This window comes from Streptomyces sp. NPDC003300 (assembly GCF_040610915.1).
Lineage (GTDB): Bacteria > Actinomycetota > Actinomycetes > Streptomycetales > Streptomycetaceae > Actinacidiphila.
In genome coordinates, this window is the sequence record NZ_JBEXNE010000003.1 from 464188 (window position 1) to 480555 (window position 16368).

At 71.7% G+C, this 16368-nt stretch carries 13 protein-coding genes; 7 read left to right on the top strand and 6 right to left on the bottom strand.

Annotation, left to right across the window (positions count from 1 at the left end):
- Positions 1-63: 63 nt before the first annotated feature.
- On the bottom strand, positions 64-945 hold the full coding sequence (locus ABZX65_RS06960) for a pyridoxamine 5'-phosphate oxidase family protein (RefSeq protein ID WP_355335691.1): 882 nt from the start codon (positions 943-945) through the stop codon (positions 64-66).
- A gap of 95 nt (positions 946-1040) precedes the next feature.
- Here ABZX65_RS06960 and ABZX65_RS06965 point away from each other — a divergent pair, with 95 nt between their 5' ends.
- Together ABZX65_RS06965 and ABZX65_RS06970 are read left to right on the top strand one after the other, a co-directional pair.
- Positions 1041-1580: an HAD domain-containing protein gene (locus ABZX65_RS06965; RefSeq protein ID WP_355335693.1), complete on the top strand. Its 540-nt coding sequence runs from the start codon at positions 1041-1043 to the stop codon at positions 1578-1580.
- A gap of 77 nt (positions 1581-1657) precedes the next feature.
- Entirely contained in the window at positions 1658-2113 is a 456-nt protein-coding gene (locus ABZX65_RS06970) for an SRPBCC family protein (protein WP_355335695.1), read from the top strand.
- A gap of 73 nt (positions 2114-2186) precedes the next feature.
- On the opposite strand, the gene ABZX65_RS06975 is transcribed toward ABZX65_RS06970, so the two are convergent.
- Positions 2187-4406 carry a glycoside hydrolase family 3 N-terminal domain-containing protein gene (locus ABZX65_RS06975; protein WP_355335697.1) on the bottom strand — a complete coding sequence of 740 codons (2220 nt, stop codon included), beginning with the start codon at positions 4404-4406 and terminating at the stop codon, positions 2187-2189.
- Between the two features lie 248 nt (positions 4407-4654).
- Here ABZX65_RS06975 and ABZX65_RS06980 point away from each other — a divergent pair, with 248 nt between their 5' ends.
- Positions 4655-5674 carry a LacI family DNA-binding transcriptional regulator gene (locus ABZX65_RS06980; RefSeq protein ID WP_355335700.1) on the top strand — a complete coding sequence of 340 codons (1020 nt, stop codon included), beginning with the start codon at positions 4655-4657 and terminating at the stop codon, positions 5672-5674.
- Positions 5675-5743: 69 nt separating this feature from the next.
- Here ABZX65_RS06980 and ABZX65_RS06985 read toward each other — a convergent pair whose 3' ends face one another.
- Positions 5744-6361: a PadR family transcriptional regulator gene (locus tag ABZX65_RS06985; RefSeq protein WP_355335703.1), complete on the bottom strand. Its 618-nt coding sequence runs from the start codon at positions 6359-6361 to the stop codon at positions 5744-5746.
- A 214-nt stretch (positions 6362-6575) separates the two neighbouring features.
- Here ABZX65_RS06985 and ABZX65_RS06990 point away from each other — a divergent pair, with 214 nt between their 5' ends.
- A complete protein-coding gene (locus ABZX65_RS06990; RefSeq protein WP_355335705.1) occupies positions 6576-7397 on the top strand; it encodes a PhzF family phenazine biosynthesis protein in 822 nt (273 codons plus the stop codon).
- Between the two features lie 93 nt (positions 7398-7490).
- Here the strand turns inward: ABZX65_RS06990 and ABZX65_RS06995 are convergent, their stop codons facing one another.
- Entirely contained in the window at positions 7491-8276 is a 786-nt protein-coding gene (locus tag ABZX65_RS06995) for a type II CAAX endopeptidase family protein (protein WP_355335708.1), read from the bottom strand.
- A 118-nt stretch (positions 8277-8394) separates the two neighbouring features.
- Here ABZX65_RS06995 and ABZX65_RS07000 point away from each other — a divergent pair, with 118 nt between their 5' ends.
- Positions 8395-10191, top strand: coding sequence for a substrate-binding and VWA domain-containing protein (locus ABZX65_RS07000; protein WP_355335710.1), 1797 nt, complete (start codon positions 8395-8397; stop codon positions 10189-10191).
- Between the two features lie 47 nt (positions 10192-10238).
- Here the strand turns inward: ABZX65_RS07000 and ABZX65_RS07005 are convergent, their stop codons facing one another.
- Complete coding sequence (locus ABZX65_RS07005) at positions 10239-11729, bottom strand: glutamate--cysteine ligase (RefSeq protein WP_355335712.1); 1491 nt, start codon at positions 11727-11729, stop codon at positions 10239-10241.
- A 457-nt stretch (positions 11730-12186) separates the two neighbouring features.
- Between ABZX65_RS07005 and ABZX65_RS07010 the strand changes: the two genes are divergently transcribed.
- Positions 12187-12783, top strand: coding sequence for a hypothetical protein (locus ABZX65_RS07010; RefSeq protein WP_355335715.1), 597 nt, complete (start codon positions 12187-12189; stop codon positions 12781-12783).
- 253 nt (positions 12784-13036) lie between these two features.
- Positions 13037-13243, top strand: a complete 207-nt coding sequence (locus ABZX65_RS07015) for a DUF5999 family protein (protein ID WP_355335718.1) — start codon at positions 13037-13039, stop codon at positions 13241-13243.
- A 178-nt stretch (positions 13244-13421) separates the two neighbouring features.
- Here ABZX65_RS07015 and gcvP read toward each other — a convergent pair whose 3' ends face one another.
- Positions 13422-16316, bottom strand: coding sequence for an aminomethyl-transferring glycine dehydrogenase (gene gcvP, locus ABZX65_RS07020; RefSeq protein WP_355335720.1), 2895 nt, complete (start codon positions 16314-16316; stop codon positions 13422-13424).
- Between the last annotated feature and the right edge of the window lie 52 nt (positions 16317-16368).

Genomic DNA, 16368 nt, shown 5'->3' on the forward strand with positions numbered 1-16368 from the left:
GGCCATCCGTGCCTCCGCCCATGGAGGGGGTTGGCCGGTTCCCGCGTCATCCCCAGGGATGAGTCATGGCCACAGCAGGGTCCGGGTCCAACCGCCGTCCGTGTCCGCGTCGCCGCGCCCGTCCCGGCCCTCCCCCGCCTGACCGGAGCGGGTGTAACGCAGCCGTACGTGGAAGCGGCCGGGGTCGGCCTGGAAGAACTCCGCCTCCTGGGCACGCAGCCGGTACACGGTGTGGCCCTCGGGAATCCGTTCCGGTTCCGCGGCCACCAGGGCGTCCGCCGCGGCGCGCGCCCGCTCGTACTCCATCGCTCCGGTCAGCGGGCCGCTCATCCGCCCGGTGAAGCCGGCGGCGCGGGAGGCCGGGGAGCGGCCGAGGAAGTCCCGCCGGGCGGTCTCCTCGTCCAGTACGTCGACCGGTCCCGTCATCCGGATCTGCCGTCCGTGCGCGGGCCAGTACCAGGTCAGCGCGGCGACGGGGTGCGCGGCCAGGTCGCGGCCCTTGCGGCTGACCGCGTCGGACGCGAAGTCGACGGCGCAGTCGGCGGTGTCGACTCCGCGCAGCATCAGGACGCGGGCGCTGGGCGTGCCGTCGGCGCCGACCGTGGCGAGCGTCATGACGTGCGGTTCCGGCAGTGCGTCGGAAAGCGCCAGTTCCAGCCAGGTCGCGAAGAGCGGGCCGGGGGTGTCGGGGGCGTCGCCCGGGTCGAATTCCGGCAGCGGCCCGGCCAGTACGGGGGCGGCCCGCAGCCTGGCGAGCAGTGCCGCGTCGCCCGGCGTGGGGTCGCCGGGCGACGTTCGCCCGCGTCCCGGTCCGCCGGGTGCCGCCTCGTCCGGCGGCGCGTTACCGACTGCCGCCCCGTCGGGTGCCGCATCATCGGGTGACGCGCCCCCGGGTGACGCGTCGCTTCCGCCGTCGGGGGTAGCCGGACCGTCGTCTTCGCGCATATGTCCTCCCGTCCGACCCGCAACCGTACCGGCCGTCGCCTCGTCCCTCTCTGGCGACACACACCGACCTGCCCCGCCACCGGGGAAGGAGTTCCATGGTCCGACCGCTGCTCTTCCTGGATGTCGACGGTGTGCTCAATCCGGTGCTGCCCTCGCCGGACTTCACCGTGCACGACATCCTGACCCACACCGTGCTGCTGTCCGCCCGGCACGGCGTGTGGTTGCGCGAACTGGCGGACATGTACGACCTCGTCTGGGCGACCACCTGGGAGCACGAGGCGAACACGCACATCGCCCCGCGCCTGGGTCTGCCGCCGCTGCCGGTGGTGGAATTCAGCGGCTACCGGCCGCGGCCCGGCGATCCGCCGCTGCGCGAGGCGGAGCGGTACTCGGCGCGCAAGTGGGCGCCGATCCTGCGGTACGCGGCGGGGCGGCCCTTCGCCTGGACCGACGACGTGATCCCGCGCCGCCTGGTCCGCAGGGCCAGGTTCCGTCCTGACCGGCTGCTGCTGCCGGTCAATCCGGCGCACGGTCTGCCGCGGGCGCACGTGAACCGGCTGCTGGCCGCTCCCCCGACGCTGTCGCGCAGCGTCGGCAGGCCGCATTCCCCGTATCTGACGGTCCATCAGTATTGAGTGTTGCGGCGCCCCCGGTTACGGTGCGCGGCACGACCGGTGCTCAGGGAGTGGACCGGTACTCAGGGAGTGATCGCATGGCCGAAGTCTCCGCACAGGCGCGTATCGCGGCCCCCGCAGGGAAGATCTGGGACCTGCTCACCGACTTCTCCTCCTACGGCGAGTGGAACGCCACCCACACCGCCTTCCCCGACGGCGGCCCGCGGCCGCTGACGGCCGGGGCCACGTACCAGGAGAGCCTGCGGATGATGGGCTTCCCCGCGGACGTGACCTGGACGGTCGACGAGTTCGAGCCCGAGCGGGTGCTGGGCAGCAGCGGCAAGGGGCCGATGGGGGTGAGCCTCGGGATGCGGTACGCGCTCACGCCCGACGGCGACGCCACCGAGGTACGGATCGACGGCACCTTCACCGGGGCCGCCGTCTCCCTCATGGCGGGCAAGCTGAAGGACTCGGCGACGACCGCGCTCAACGACTCGCTGCGCGCCATCGCCGGGCTCGTCGAACCGGCCGAGCCCCCCGCGCCGGGCGCGTGACGGTCCGCCCGTGCGCGAAGCGCCGGGCCGCGCGAGGGGATCGTCCCTCACGCGGCCCGGCGGTGTGCGTGGATCAGCGGACCGTCACCGTGGCGGTCTGCGTCCCCGCCGTGAAGACGTAGACGCCGCGTGCCACCTCCTGCTTGCCCGCGCCGTTGACGTCACCGGGGGTGACGGCGAGACGGCTCGGCGGCACGTCGAGCGCGACGGTACGGGACTGCCCGGCCTTCAGGTGCACCTTGGTGAAGGCGACCAGCTTCCGGGACGGGGCGAGCACGTCGCTCGACGGCTGCGACACGAACACCGGCACCACCAGATCGCCGTCACGGCCACCGGAGTTGGAGACCTTCACCGTCAGGTGGACAGTGTCCCGGGCCCGCACGGTGGACGAGTCGGCCTTGACCGAGTCGAAGCCGTAGGTGGTGTACGACAGGCCCGCCCCGAAGGGGTAGGCGGCGTCGACGAAGGACTCGGGGCCGCCGTTGGTGCCGGGCAACTGCTGGTAGTACATCGGCTCGTTGCCGATGTCCTTGGGCCAGGTCGCGTTGAGCCGGCCGCTCGGGTTGACCTTGCCGAACAGCACGTCGGCGACGGCGTTGCCGCCCTCGCTGCCGGGCAGCCAGGACATCAGCAGGCCCTGGGTGCCGTCCGCCTCGCCGAGCACCAGCGGGCGTCCGGCGAGGACCACGGTGACCACCGGCTTGCCGGTCGCCTTGAGGGACTTCACCAACGCCACCTGGTCGGCGGTCAGTGCGGGCCGCGGGCTGTCCGCCGCGCCCTCGGCCGCCGCCTTCTCGCCGACGACCACCACGGTCAGGTCGGCGTTCTTGGCCTGCGCCACCGCGTCGTCCGCGGTCTTGGCCTGGACGACCTCCGTACCGGAGGGCGCCGCCTTCTTGATGCCCTGGAGCACGGTGGTGCCGGGCAGCGTCACCCCGTCGGGCACGCCCTGCCAGCCCACCGTCCAGCCGCCGACCTGGTCGTTGATGTCGTCGGCGTAGGAACCGGCGACCACGATCTTCTTGGCGGAGGACGAGATCGGCAGCACATTGCCGTCGTTGCGCAGCAGCACCTGCGACGCGTCGGCCGCCTGCCGCGCCAGCGCGGTGTCGGCGCCGAGCACCCGGCCGTTGGCCTTCGAGGCGTCCACGTAGGGGTGTTCGAACAGGCCGAGTTCGAACTTCATCTTCAGGATGCGGGACACGGACTGGTCGATGCGCTTCTCGGTGACCAGGCCGCGCTGCACGGCGGTCTTCAGGCCGGTGCTCCAGCCCTGCGCGTCGTACGGCTCCATCGCCATGTCCAGGCCCGCGTTGACGGCCTTGGCGATGGCCTCGGGGTAGTCGGCGGCGACGTGGTACGCGGTCTGCAACGCGGCGACGTCCGCCCAGTCGCTGACCTCGACGCCGTCGAAGCCCCACTGCTTGCGCAGCACATCGGTGAGCAGGTAGTGCGAGGCGGTCGCCGGAATGCCGTTGACGGCACCGGAGTTGATCATCACCGACTGCGCGCCCGCGTCGATGGCCTGCTTGTACGACGGCAGCAGCGTGTCCTGGAGGTAGCGCATCGAGACGTCGCCGGGCACGCGGTCGTGGCCGTTGCCGGGCTCGCCGTAGCCGGGGAAGTGCTTGACGGTGGCGGCCACGTTCTTGGCGCCGTTGGAGCCCTCGATGCCGTCGACCGCCGCTGCGGCGAGCGTGCCCGCGAGCAGCGGGTCCTCGCCGAAGGTCTCGTAGTAGCGGCCCCAGCGCTGGTCGCGCGCGATGTCAGTGACCGGCGCGAAGTTCCAGTCGATGCCGGTGGCCGCGACCGCCTTGGCGGTGGAGGCGGCGGAGTTCTTGGCCAGCGTCGGGTCCCAGGCGGAACCGAGGCCGATCTCCTGCGGGAAGATCGTGGCGCCCAGCACGTTGTTGTGGCCGTGCACGGCGTCGACGCCGTAGATGATCGGGATGTGCAGCCGGGATTTCTCGACGGCGTATTTCTGCACCGTGTTGACCATCTTCGCCCAGTTCTCGGGCGTGTTGACCGCAGGTCCCGCGCCGCCGCCGGACAGTACGGATCCGGCCGCGTTGTCGAGAAGCACGCTCTTCATGCAGGATTCGGTGAATTCGCCACCGCTCCACTCGCAGTCGCCTTGCATTCTGACCACGGAGATCTGGTCCATCTGACCGATCTTCTCGGCCAGTGTCATCCGCTTCAGCAGATCCTTCACCCGGACGTCGACCGGTGCTTTCGCGTTGGTGTACGTCGGATTGTCCCCGGCCTCCGCCGGTACGGAAGCGACCGCGGCCACACACGCCGCGGCGGTGGCGAGTGTCAGAATGACTCTGAGGCGTGGTCGTCGTCGTGCGTTCGTAGGCATCGCAGGCGTCCCGTTCCTGTCGGGGTCCCGGCCGGTTGTCGGGACCTAGTGCCGTAAACGTTTCCGATCGGCCGGAAGTCTGTCCTCGCCTTGACTGATCGTCAAGACTGTACGCAGGAGTCACCTTTCACCTGTCCCAAGTTTCCACGTTGTTCCCCTCGCGCAGAATCAGGTACGCCGTGAACATTCGTGAACTCGCCCGCCGCAGTGGTGTGTCGACCGCCACCGTGTCCCGGGCTCTCAACGACCGCGCCGAGGTGAGCGAGGCCACCCGCGCGCGAATCCGGCAACTGGCGATCGAGTTGGGTTACGCGCCCAATGAACCGGCCCGCACCCTGGTCAGGCGCCGCTCGGACACTATCGGTCTGATCTGGGACAGCGGACAGGAGGCACAGGGACTCCACAACCCTTTTCTGCTCGGCCTGTTGAGCGCGGTGCGCACCGCGCTGTCCGAGGCGGACTACCACCTGATGCTGCTGACGACGCCGGGCCCCGAGGACCCGGACGCCGCGCATCTGCAAGCGGTGCGGCGGCACAATCTCGAAGGCGTCATCGTGCTGACCACCCCCGCCGACGACCGCTGCCTGCGCGTCCTGGCCGCGTCCGCCGTGCCCTGCGCGGGCATCGACACCGCGTTCACCGGGCCGCGCACGGTACGGGTCAGCTCCGACAACGCGGCGGGCGCGGAGGCGGCGGTGGAGCATCTGTACGCGCTGGGGCACCGCAGGATCGCCACCATCACCGGTCCGCTGCACCTTCCCCCGGCCGCCGAGCGGCTGGCGGGCTACGAGCGGGCCTGCGCCCGGCTGGGGCTTTCGGTGCCGCCGCAGTACGTGACCGAGGGCGACTTCTTCCTCGACAGCGGCGAGGAGGCGGCCCGCAGGCTGCTCGCGGTGGCCGAGCCGCCGACGGCGATCTTCGCGGCGGGCGACCAGATGGCGGTCGGCGCGATGCACGCGGCGGCGGACGCCGGCCTCTCGGTGCCCCGCGATCTGGCGGTGGTCGGCTTCGACGACATCGACGCCGCCGCGCTGGTGCGCCCGGCGCTGTCCACGGTGGCGCAGGACCAGCGCGGGCTCGGTGAGGCGGCCGTGGAGGCGCTGCGCGAGCTGATCGACGCCGCGCCGGTCGACACGGCGGAGCCGCGGATCATCCCGACCCGCCTGCTGATACGCGGATCGAGTCGGCCCGGAGCGTGACGCCCCGGGCCGACTCGATGATTCGCGGGCGGCGCCGGTACGGGACCGGGCGCCCGGTGACCGCCGACGTCACTCCTTGGTGAGGTCGGTGATGTCCTCGTCGGCCAGGATCAGGTAGAGCTTCTTGCGGGCGTCGTTCACCACGGTCAGCGCCTTCGCGCGCTGCTCGGGGGTGCCGGTGGCCCACACCTGGCGGAAGGCCTCGATGAGACCGCCGCCCGCCTTCCTTATCTCGTTCATGGCATCCCAGTCGACGCCGCGGCCGGCGTCCTCCCACGGGGCCTCGGGGCCCGCGTCGGCTTCTGTCCTGCCGTTGTCGGTGAGCGTGAAGAGCTTCTTACCGCCCTCGCTCGCGCTGCTGATCAGGCCCTCGTCCTCCAGCAATTGCAGCGTCGGGTAGACCGAGCCGGGGCTCGGCTTCCACGCGCCGCCGCTGCGTTCGGCGATCTCCTGGATCATCTCGTAGCCGTGCATCGGGCGGTCCTTCAGCAGCGCCAGGATCGAGGCGCGTACATCGCCCCGCCGTGCCCTGCCGCGCGGTCCGCCGCGCCCCCGGCCGCCGGGCCCGAAGGGGCCTCCGCCGAAGGGCGGTCCGAACGGCCCGAAGGCCGACCGTCGCTCGTCCCGCTCGCCCCAACCGTGATGTCCGGGGCCGCGGTGTCCATGTTCGTGTCCTTGGGAACGCATGATGACGCTCCTTTCATCGTTGATCGTTCGCGATGGCTCAACGATATATCGGAACTGTTCGGATGGCAAGGCCCCAGGTCGACGGCGGCGACGGGAGGGCGACAGGGGGGCCGCGGGGCGGGCGCGGCACGGGTCACGAGCGGGCGCGGTCACCGGAAGCGGAATCCGCCGAACACCGCCCGCCGGGCGTGGGGCGCGCCGCTACGCTCTCGCCATGCGCATCCGAATAGTCGACGCCTTCACCGACCGCCCGTTCACCGGCAATCCGGCGGGGGTGCTGCTGCTCGACTCGGAGGAGTTTCCGCCGGACCGGTGGCTTCAGCAGGTCGCGGCGGAGCTGAATCTGTCAGAGACCGCGTTCGCGCACCGGCTGGCCGACGCGCCGGAAGCGGACTGGGCGCTGCGCTGGTTCACCCCGGTCACGGAGGTGGGGCTGTGCGGCCACGCCACGCTGGCCACCGCCCATGTGCTGCGCACCAGCGGCGCGCACAAGGGCACGGTCTGGTTCCGTACCAGCGCGGGTGTGCTGTCGGCGGAGGCGGCCGGGGACGGCTCGATCACCTTGGACTTCCCGGCGGCCCCGCTCACGCCGGTGGCCGCGCCGACGGGTGTCGCGGCGGCGCTCGGCGCCAAGCCGCTGACCGTGCTGGACACCGGCCCCGACTGCGGTGACCTGCTGATCGAGGTCACCGACGAGAAGACCGTACGGGCACTGGCGCCCGACTTCGCGGCGCTCGCCCGGCACTCGCGGCGCGGGGTGATCGCCACCGCCGCGGCCGAGGACGACTCGCGCGGATACGACTTCGTCTCGCGCGGCTTCTTCCCCGCCGTCGGCATCGACGAGGACCCGGTGACCGGCAGCGCGCACACCGCGCTGGCGCCGTTCTGGTCGCAGCGGCTCGGCCGCACGACGCTCACCGGCTTCCAGGCGTCCCCGCGCGGCGGGCTGGTCCGTACCCGGGTGCGCGGCGAGCGGGTGCTGTTGACCGGCGCCGCGGTCACCGTGGTGGACGGCGAGCTGCACGCGGTGCCGTAAGGCCGCGGTGCGTCACGGCGCGGTGCCGTAAGCGCCGTAAGGCCGTAAGCGCCGTAACGCCGTAAACGCTGTCGCAAGGGCTCCGCTCGCGCGTCACCCCGTGGGCAGCCACCCCACCTTCCCGGCCAGCAGCGCGTAGCCGACGAAGGCCACCGTGTCGATGAGGGAGTGGGCCGCCACCAGCGGCCCCACCCGGCCCCACCGCCGGTACAGCAGCACGAAGACGACGCCCATCACCATGTTGCCGACGAAGCCGCCGACGCCCTGGTAGAGGTGGTACGAGCCGCGCAGCAGCGCGCTCGCGGCCAGCGCGGCGGCCGGGCTCCAGCCCAACTGGCCGAGCCTGCGCAGCAGATAGCCGACCACGATCACCTCTTCGAGTACCGCGTTCTGCACGGCGGAGGCGATCAGGACCGGGATCTTCCACCACACGTCGGGCAGCGACTCGGGCACGACGGTGAGGTTGAAGCCGGCCGCCCTGACCCCGAGGTAGAAGGCGAGCCCGGTGCCGCCGATGACGGCCGCGACGGCCGCGCCCCGGGCCAGGTCGAGCCGCGGCCGGGTGCGGTCGAAGCCGATCACGGGCATGCCGACCCGCTCCCTGGCCAGCAGGTGGGCGACCAGCGCCACCGGGGCGAGCGCTGTGGCGATGGAGAAGACCTGCCAGGCCAGATCCAGCCACGGCCGGCCCGGCGCCTGGGAGCCGACGAGGGTGGCCGCCTGGTCCTTGAGCGCGCCCGGCCTCGTCACGGAACCGATGAAGTCGATCAGCGCGGCAACGCCGCTCGCTCCCAACGACAGCGCCAAGACGACCAGGGTCTCGCTGCGCAGCGTCCGCCGCTGCAACCCTGCCTCCACCTCGTATGACTCTGCGTGCACGCGGACCTCCATTTACGTCATCCCGCTTCAGCGCCGTCCGCGCATGGCTATGGTCTCCGGCAAAGATACGAAGGCCGGGGTCTACTGTTCGTAGCCACCCCAGGAGAGGCACGGAGCGATGGGTCGTCACCGCATATCCGATGGCCGGGAATCGACGGGTGGAGCGCCGCCCGCCAGGACCCGGCGCCGTGCCACCGCGGCGGCCACCGCGCTGGTGATCACGGCGGGCGCGGGCACCTTCGCGGTGCTGCGCGGCGGACTGCTGCCGCTGAGCGGCGCGTGCCGCGGCGGCACGGTACGGATCGGCGCGGTCGCCTCGCCCGACATCGCGCCCGCGCTGACCGCCGTCGCCGACCGGGCGCGCCGCGAGCACGACACGACCGACGGCCGCTGTCTCGACGTCCGGGTGACCGCGCGGAACTCCGCCGACGTCGCCGCGGAACTGGTCGACAACACCAAGAAGCCGGATTTCGCGGTGTGGGTGCCGGACGACAGTCTGTGGGTGGCCCAGACGTCCGCCACCGGCAGCGCCAGGGCGCTGACGAAGCTGCGGTCGGTCGCCGAGTCCCCGGTGGTGGTCGGCGCGCTCCAGTCGCAGGCCAAGACGCTGGGCTGGCCGTCCAAGACGTACACCTGGGCGGAGTTGGCCGGGGTGGCGGGCAGCAGACCGGACCTGCGGTTCGGTACGGCCGATCCGGCGCTCAACTCCACCGGCATGCTGGCGCTGGCGATGATCAACGCGTCGATCGCGCGGGCCGGCGGGAGCGAGGGCACCGACTCCGACACGGAGTCGGCGGCTGCCGCGAAGGCCCTCGCGCAGCGGACCGAGCCCAGCGACGAGCAGGCGGTCGCGACGCTGCCGCGCGACACGACGCCTGCGGAGCTGGCCGACCCCAAGCGGAGCCAGGCGCTGATCCTGTCCGAACAGGCCGCGTTCGCGCACAACGGCGGTTCCGCGCCGCCGCTGCGGCTGTTCTACCCCTCGGACGGCGCGGCGACCCTGGACTACCCGTACACGATGGTCGACGACCTGCATCTGAGCACCGATCAGGGCCGGGCCGCCAACCGCTTCCTGACCCTGCTGGGCAACGACGAGGGCGTGCGGACGATCGCGGACGCGGGTTTCCGTACGCCCGGCGGCGATCCGGACACGGAGACCGTGCGGCGCGCGGGCGGCCAGTCGCCGCAGCCCCTGTCGGCCACGCCCGCGCCCTCACCCTCCGCGCCCGAGCTCCAAAAGCTCCGGCTGATGTGGCAGATCACCGTGCAGAGCGCGCGGATCACCACGGTCGTGGACGTGTCCGGGTCGATGGCCGACGTCGTCCCCGGTTCGGGCGGCAGGTCGCGGCTCGACATCACCAAGGAGTCGCTGCGGCAGGCGCTGTCGCAGTTCACCCCGAAGGACGAGATCGGGCTGTGGCGCTTCTCCACCCGGCTCAGCGGCTCGCGCGACTACCAGGAGATCGTCCGCACCGGCCCGCTCGGCGGCACCGTCGCCAAGGGCGTCACGCGCCGCCAGCAGCTCGACAGCGCGTTCCATGACCTCCAGCCGGTGCCGGGCGGCTCGACCGGCCTGTACGACACGGCGCTCGCGGTCTACCGAAGCGCCGTCTCCTCGTACGGGACCGGCAAGTTCAACGCCGTGGTGATCCTCACCGACGGCGCCAACGAGGACCCGGGCAGCATCTCGCTCAATGCCCTGACGTCCAGGCTGAAGACGCTCGACGACCCGGCGCGGCCGGTGCCGCTGATCGCCATCGCGGTCGGCGCGAACGCCGACAAGGCGGCCTGCGACCGCATCGCGAAGGCCACCGGCGGGGCCGCGTATCAGGTCAACGACCCCTCGGAGATCCAGGCGGTCCTGCTGAAGGCCGTCGTGGCGGCGGCCACCAGCGCCGCCGCGAAGGCGCCCTGAGGCCGCTGTACGGGCCCGCGCCGCACGAGGCCCCCGTGCGCCACGGCTCACGCCACCGGCCAGGAGTGCACCGGCTCGCCGTCCAGCATGAGTTCGCGGTACCGCTGGGTCATCGCGGCGAGCGCGGGCCGCCGGTCGAGGCCGCGTTCCAGCATCCGGTGGAAGACCGCCGACTGCCATTCGGCGCCGTTGGTACGGCGGCGGCAGCGCTGTTCGATGATGCCGAGGTAGTGGTCGCGGTCGACGGCCTCGATGCCCCACGCGTCGAGCCCCGCCGCGGCCAGCGGCAGCAGTTCGTCGAGGATCAGGTCGGTGGCGGGGATCTCCGCGAGGCCGCCGTTGCGGCCGCGCGGCCACTGGAGGACCGCGCCGATGCCGTCGCGGCAGGACGCCTCGAAGTTGGCCGCGGCGGCGGCGAAGGGCAGCTTGTGCCAGACCGGGCGTGACGCCTCGGCCAGGGCGCGGACCAGACCGTAGTAGAAGGCGGTGTTGGCGACGACGTCGGCCACCGTGGGACCGGCGGGCATCACCCGGTTCTCCACGCGCAGGTGCGGGACGCCGTCGACCACCTGGTAGACGGGACGGTTCCAGCGGTAGATCGTGCCGTTGTGCAGGGTGAGTTCGCGCAACTGCGGCACTCCCCCGTCGTCCAGCACCCGCAGCGGGTCCTCCTCGTCGCAGATCGGCAGCAGCGAGGGGAAGTACCGTACGTTCTCCGCGAAGAGGTCGGCGGCGGAGTCGATCCAGCGCTCGCCGAACCACGTGATGGGCCGCACCCCTTGGGCCACCAGCTCCTCCGGGCGGACGTCGGTGGCCTGGAGGAACAGCGGCGCGCGGGTCTCGCGCCACAGCTCACGGCCGAAGAGGAACGGCGAGTTGGCGCCGACGGCCACCTGCGGTCCCGACACGACCTGCGCCGCGTTCCACACGTCGGCGAAGCGGCCGGGGGTGACCTGGAGGTGCATCTGGGTGGAGGTGCAGGCGGCCTCGGGCGCGATGGACGCGGAGGTGTAGAGCAAGCGTTCGGCGCCCTCGATGTCGAGGGTGATGTCCTCACCGCGCATCGCCAGTATCCGCTCGTTGAGCAGCGTGTACCGGTCGGCGCGGGAGAGGTTGGCGGAGACCAGGTCCTGGGCCTCCAGGGTGGGCAGAATTCCCACCATCACGATGTGCGCGCCCACCTCGCGGGCCATCCGGTCGGCATACCCGAGACCGATCCGCAGTTCCTCGGCGAGGCGGTCCATGACCCGGCCGGAAAGCCGGTGCGGCGCGATGTTTACTTCAATATTGAACTGCGCGAGCTCGGTCTGGAAATCCCGGCTCGCGATGCGCTCGAGCACCTCTTCGTTCATCATGCGCGGCAGCCCGTCGGAATCCGCGAGATTCAATTCGATCTCCAGACCCATCAGATTGCGCGGCCGGTCGAATCGCTTCTCGTCCAACAGCCGCTCCAGCCCCACGAGACACTGCCGCAGCTTGCGCCGGTACAGCCTCCGGTCGGCCAGGTCGAACCCGTTGGCAACGACCTTCTCGCCCATCGACGCGTCCTTCCTCGTACGGATACTCACGGGAGGATGCCCACCCAAATGATCGATAACGCCACGGCGGCCCCGCGTCTGCCACTAGGCTGTGCACAACGGCTAACACAGTGGGTTCCTGTGGCACATACCACGGTCACGGCGCGGCGTAAAAACTTCGTGAATACGACCGGCGGGATCCAGCCGTCCGCAGCGGGCAGAAATATGCGGCACACACCGCGCACCCTGCACGAATGCTTCGTGGGCCATCGCAGAAGAAGGCGATTTCTCGCCTTGCGCGTAATACTGGCTGCGACTAGACGAAACACGGAGCGAACACACGTCGTATAAACTCCGTGAACAAGGCAAAGCATCCGCCCTCGCCGGACGCGCCTGAGCCGATCCCCTTTCCGCCCTCATGCGCCGTCCGCACCCCTGCCCCCGCACCACTGTTTGTCTCCCAGTGAGAGGCGACACCATGCCGCTGCTTGTCCCCCCAGCACCTGCTCCCGCCCTGCGGAGCATCCTTGCCGCGCTCAGCTCTCCCACCGCGGTCCAGGAGGCCCGGACGCCCGCGCTGCGGAACGCCCAAGGGCCCCTCACCGCCGAACACCCGCTCCCTGTCCATGTGTTCGAACCGGCGGACGTCCCCGGCGGCCTGCCTCGCGCACGATTGACCGGCTGGCGGTTCCACATCCTCGCCGGGGGCTGGCCGCAAGGCACCGTCGCCGCGGGCGAGACCGTGGCGACGGCTGACGGCTGGGTCTTCTCGCGCTTCTCCGAGGGGCCGTTCCTGGCCTCCACCGAGCGGGCGCTGCGTCAGGGGGACACGCTGCCCGCCACTTACCAACCGCATCTGCTCTCCGTGCCGAGCCTGTACATGCTGGCGCTGTGGCTGCACTGCGACCCGCGTGCCGACGCCTCGACGGCCCAGCCCACCCCGGCGGACGTGCTGGTGCCGCTGGCCCCCGCGCCGCCCGGCATCGCCCCGCACCGCCTGCACCGGCTGGCGGAGCTGATGCCTCTGCTCTCGGTACGGATGGCGCCGCCGCCGCTGCTGGGGTCGCCCGCCTGACGGCCTGTCGCCGCCTCTCCACGGTGCCCCCGCGAGCCACTGGGCCGCGGGGGCACCGTCGCGTCCCGCCCTCGCAACCGTCCGGCGGAGTGACGCGTCCTGTCCTCCAAGGGATTGCCTGCGTGAAATCCCTGCGGATCGACGTCAGTAGAGCAACACTGGGAACGGCCGTACCAACGGGGGAACGGAAATGAACCAGTCAGGCAGCGCAATCATCCGCACCAGCCACCTCTCGCAGCGAAAGACACCATCCATGTGCCAGCACAAGCCCCAGTGCCCCACCGCAGAGTGCCCCGACCGTGAGGCCGCGCACACCCTGGCCCACCACCCGGAGCAGGGCTGGAGCCTGCTGTGCAACGGCGTGCTCCTCTTCGAGGACACCGGCGAACTGCTGCCCGACGGGCAGATCATCGCGCCGCACCGCCCCCTGGGCACCGAGCAGATCACCGCCGCGGCCTGACCGGTACGGGGCCGCCCGCACACGAGACCGCGCCGCACCGCGCACCGCCCCACACACAGAGCCGGTTCCACTGCTGACAGCGGAACCGGCTTCGTCATGTGCGGGCAGCCTCGCGCGAGACCGCCGGGCCCGTACCACCGGACCCGGTCGGCCCAACGCGCTCAGCTCTCGTACGCGCTCAGCTCTCGTACGCGTCCAGCGGCGGGCAGGAGCAGACCAGATTGCGGTCGCCGAAAGCGCCGTCGATCCGCCGTACCGGCGGCCAGTACTTGTCGGCCGCGACGACCCCGGCGGGGAAGACCGCCTCCTCGCGGCTGTACGGGTGCGCCCAGTCGCCGCCGAGCGCCGCCGCGGTGTGCGGGGCGTTGCGCAGCGGGTTGTCGTCGGCCGGCCAGTCGCCCGCGCCGACCCGGTCGATCTCGCCGCGGATCGCGATCATGGCGTCGCAGAAACGGTCCAGCTCCGCCAGGTCCTCGCTCTCGGTCGGCTCGATCATCAGCGTGCCCGCCACCGGGAAGGACATCGTCGGCGCGTGGAAGCCGTAGTCGATCAGCCGCTTGGCGATGTCGTCGACGCTGACGCCGGTCTCCTTGGCCAACGGCCGCAGGTCGATGATGCACTCGTGCGCGACCAGCCCGCCGGGGCCGGTGTAGAGCACGGGGAAGTGCGGCTCCAGCCGCTTGGCGACGTAATTCGCGCCCAGTACCGCCATCTGGGTGGCCTGCTTGAGCCCTTCCGCGCCCATCAGCCGTACATACGTCCAGGAGATCGGCAGGATGCCCGCCGAGCCCCACGGCGCGCCCGAGACGGGGCCGACGCCGGTGGCAGGTCCCGCGGTGGGCTGGAGCGGGTGGTTCGGCAGGTACGGCGCCAGGTGCGCACGGACCGCGACCGGGCCTACGCCGGGGCCGCCGCCGCCGTGCGGGATGCAGAAGGTCTTGTGCAGGTTCAGGTGCGAGACGTCCGACCCGAACCGGCCGGGCCTGGCCAGACCGACCAGCGCGTTCAGATTCGCGCCGTCCACGTACACCTGGCCGCCCGCGTCGTGCACGGCCGCGCAGACGTCGGTGATGTTGTCCTCGAACACGCCGTGCGTGGACGGGTAGGTGACCATCAGCACGGCGAGCTGGTCGCGGTGCTGCTCGATCTTGGCGTGCAGGTCGGTGACGTCCACGTCGCCGTTCTCGCCGGTCTTGACCACGACGACCTTCATGCCCGCCATCACGGCGCTCGCGGCGTTGGTGCCGTGCGCGGAGGACGGGATCAGGCAGACAGTACGGCCGGTGTCGCCGTTGGCGCGGTGGTAGGCGCGGACCGCGAGCAGCCCGGCCAGTTCGCCCTGGGAGCCCGCGTTGGGCTGGAGGCTGACCTTGTCGTAGCCGGTGACCTCGGCGAGCTGGTCCTCCAGGCCGTGGATCAGCGCCAGGTAGCCCTCGGCCTGCTCGACCGGCGCGAAGGGGTGCAGCGCGCCGAATTCGGGCCAGGTGACCGGCTCCATCTCGGTGGTCGCGTTGAGCTTCATCGTGCAGGAGCCCAGCGGGATCATCCCGCGGTCCAGCGCGTAGTCGCGGTCGGCCAGCCGCCGCAGATAGCGCAGCATCGCGGTCTCGCTGCGGTGCTGGTGGAAGACGGGGTGGGTCAGATACGCGTCGGTGCGCAGCAGTCCGGCGGGCAGCGCGTCCTCGGTGGCCGCGTCCAGCGCGTCGAGGTCCGCGGCGCTTCCCTGGACGCCGAAGGCGTCGAGGACGGCCGTGAGGCGGGCCCGGTCGGTGGTCTCGTCGCAGGCGATACCGACCAGGTCGGCGTCGGCCAGCCGCAGATTGACCCCGGCCTGACGGGCGGCGGCCACGACCTCGGCCGCGCGTCCCGGCACCCGCGCGGTGAGCGTGTCGAAGTAGCCGTCGTGCACGATCTCGACGCCGCCCGCGCGCAGACCCGCGGCGAGCACCGCGGCGTAGCGGTGGGTGCGGCCGGCGATCTGCGCGAGCCCGTCGGGGCCGTGGTAGACCGCGTACATCGCGGCCATCACGGCGAGCAGGACCTGCGCCGTACAGATGTTGCTGGTGGCCTTCTCGCGGCGGATGTGCTGCTCGCGCGTCTGGAGGGCCAGCCGGTAGGCGCGGTTGCCGTCGGCGTCCACGGAGACGCCGACGAGGCGGCCGGGCAGATTGCGGGCGTAGGAGTCGCGTACGGCCATGTATCCGGCGTGCGGTCCGCCGAAGCCCATGGGGACGCCGAAGCGCTGGGTGGTGCCCACCGCGATGTCCGCGCCCAGCTCGCCCGGCGAGGTGAGCAGCGTCAGCGCCAGCAGGTCGGCGGCGACCGTGACGACCGCGCCCAGCTCGTGCGCGCGCTCGATGACCGGGCGCGGGTCCCGTACGGCGCCCGAGGCGCCCGGGTACTGGAGCAGGACGCCGAAGACGCCACGCTCGGCGATCTCCGCCGGGATGCCCTCGGACAGGTCGGCGACGACGACCTCGACGCCGGTCGGCTCCGCGCGGGTCCGGATCACCGCGACGGTCTGCGGGAAGGTGTCGGCGTCGACCAGGAAGACGCCCTGCTTGACCTTGCCGACCCGGCGGGACAGCGCCATCGCCTCGGCCGCCGCGGTGCTCTCGTCGAGCAGCGAGGCGCCGGAGGTGGGCAGCCCGGTGAGGTCGGCGACGACGGTCTGGAAGTTGAGCAGCGCCTCCAGGCGGCCCTGCGAGATCTCCGGCTGGTACGGCGTGTAGGCCGTGTACCAGGACGGGTTCTCCATCACATTGCGCAGGATGACGGGCGGGGTGAAGGTGCCGTAGTAGCCCAGGCCGATCATCGGAGCCAGCACCTGATTGCGGTCCGCCAGCGCCCGCAGCTCGGCCAGCGCCTCGGCCTCGGTGCGGGCCTCGGGCAGCGCCAGGGCCTGCGCGCTCCTGATGGTGTCGGGCACGGCCGCTTCGGTGAGTTCGTCCAGGGAGCCGTAGCCGACCTGGGCGAGCATCTTCGCCTGCGCCGCTGCGTCGGGTCCGATGTGGCGCCTGGCGAACGGCACGCCCGCTTCCAGCTCGGCGAGGGGAATGCGACGGGAAGTCATCTGCGGAGGCCTCCTGGTCTGCGACGACCTTCGGGGGGTGCCGCGACGCGCG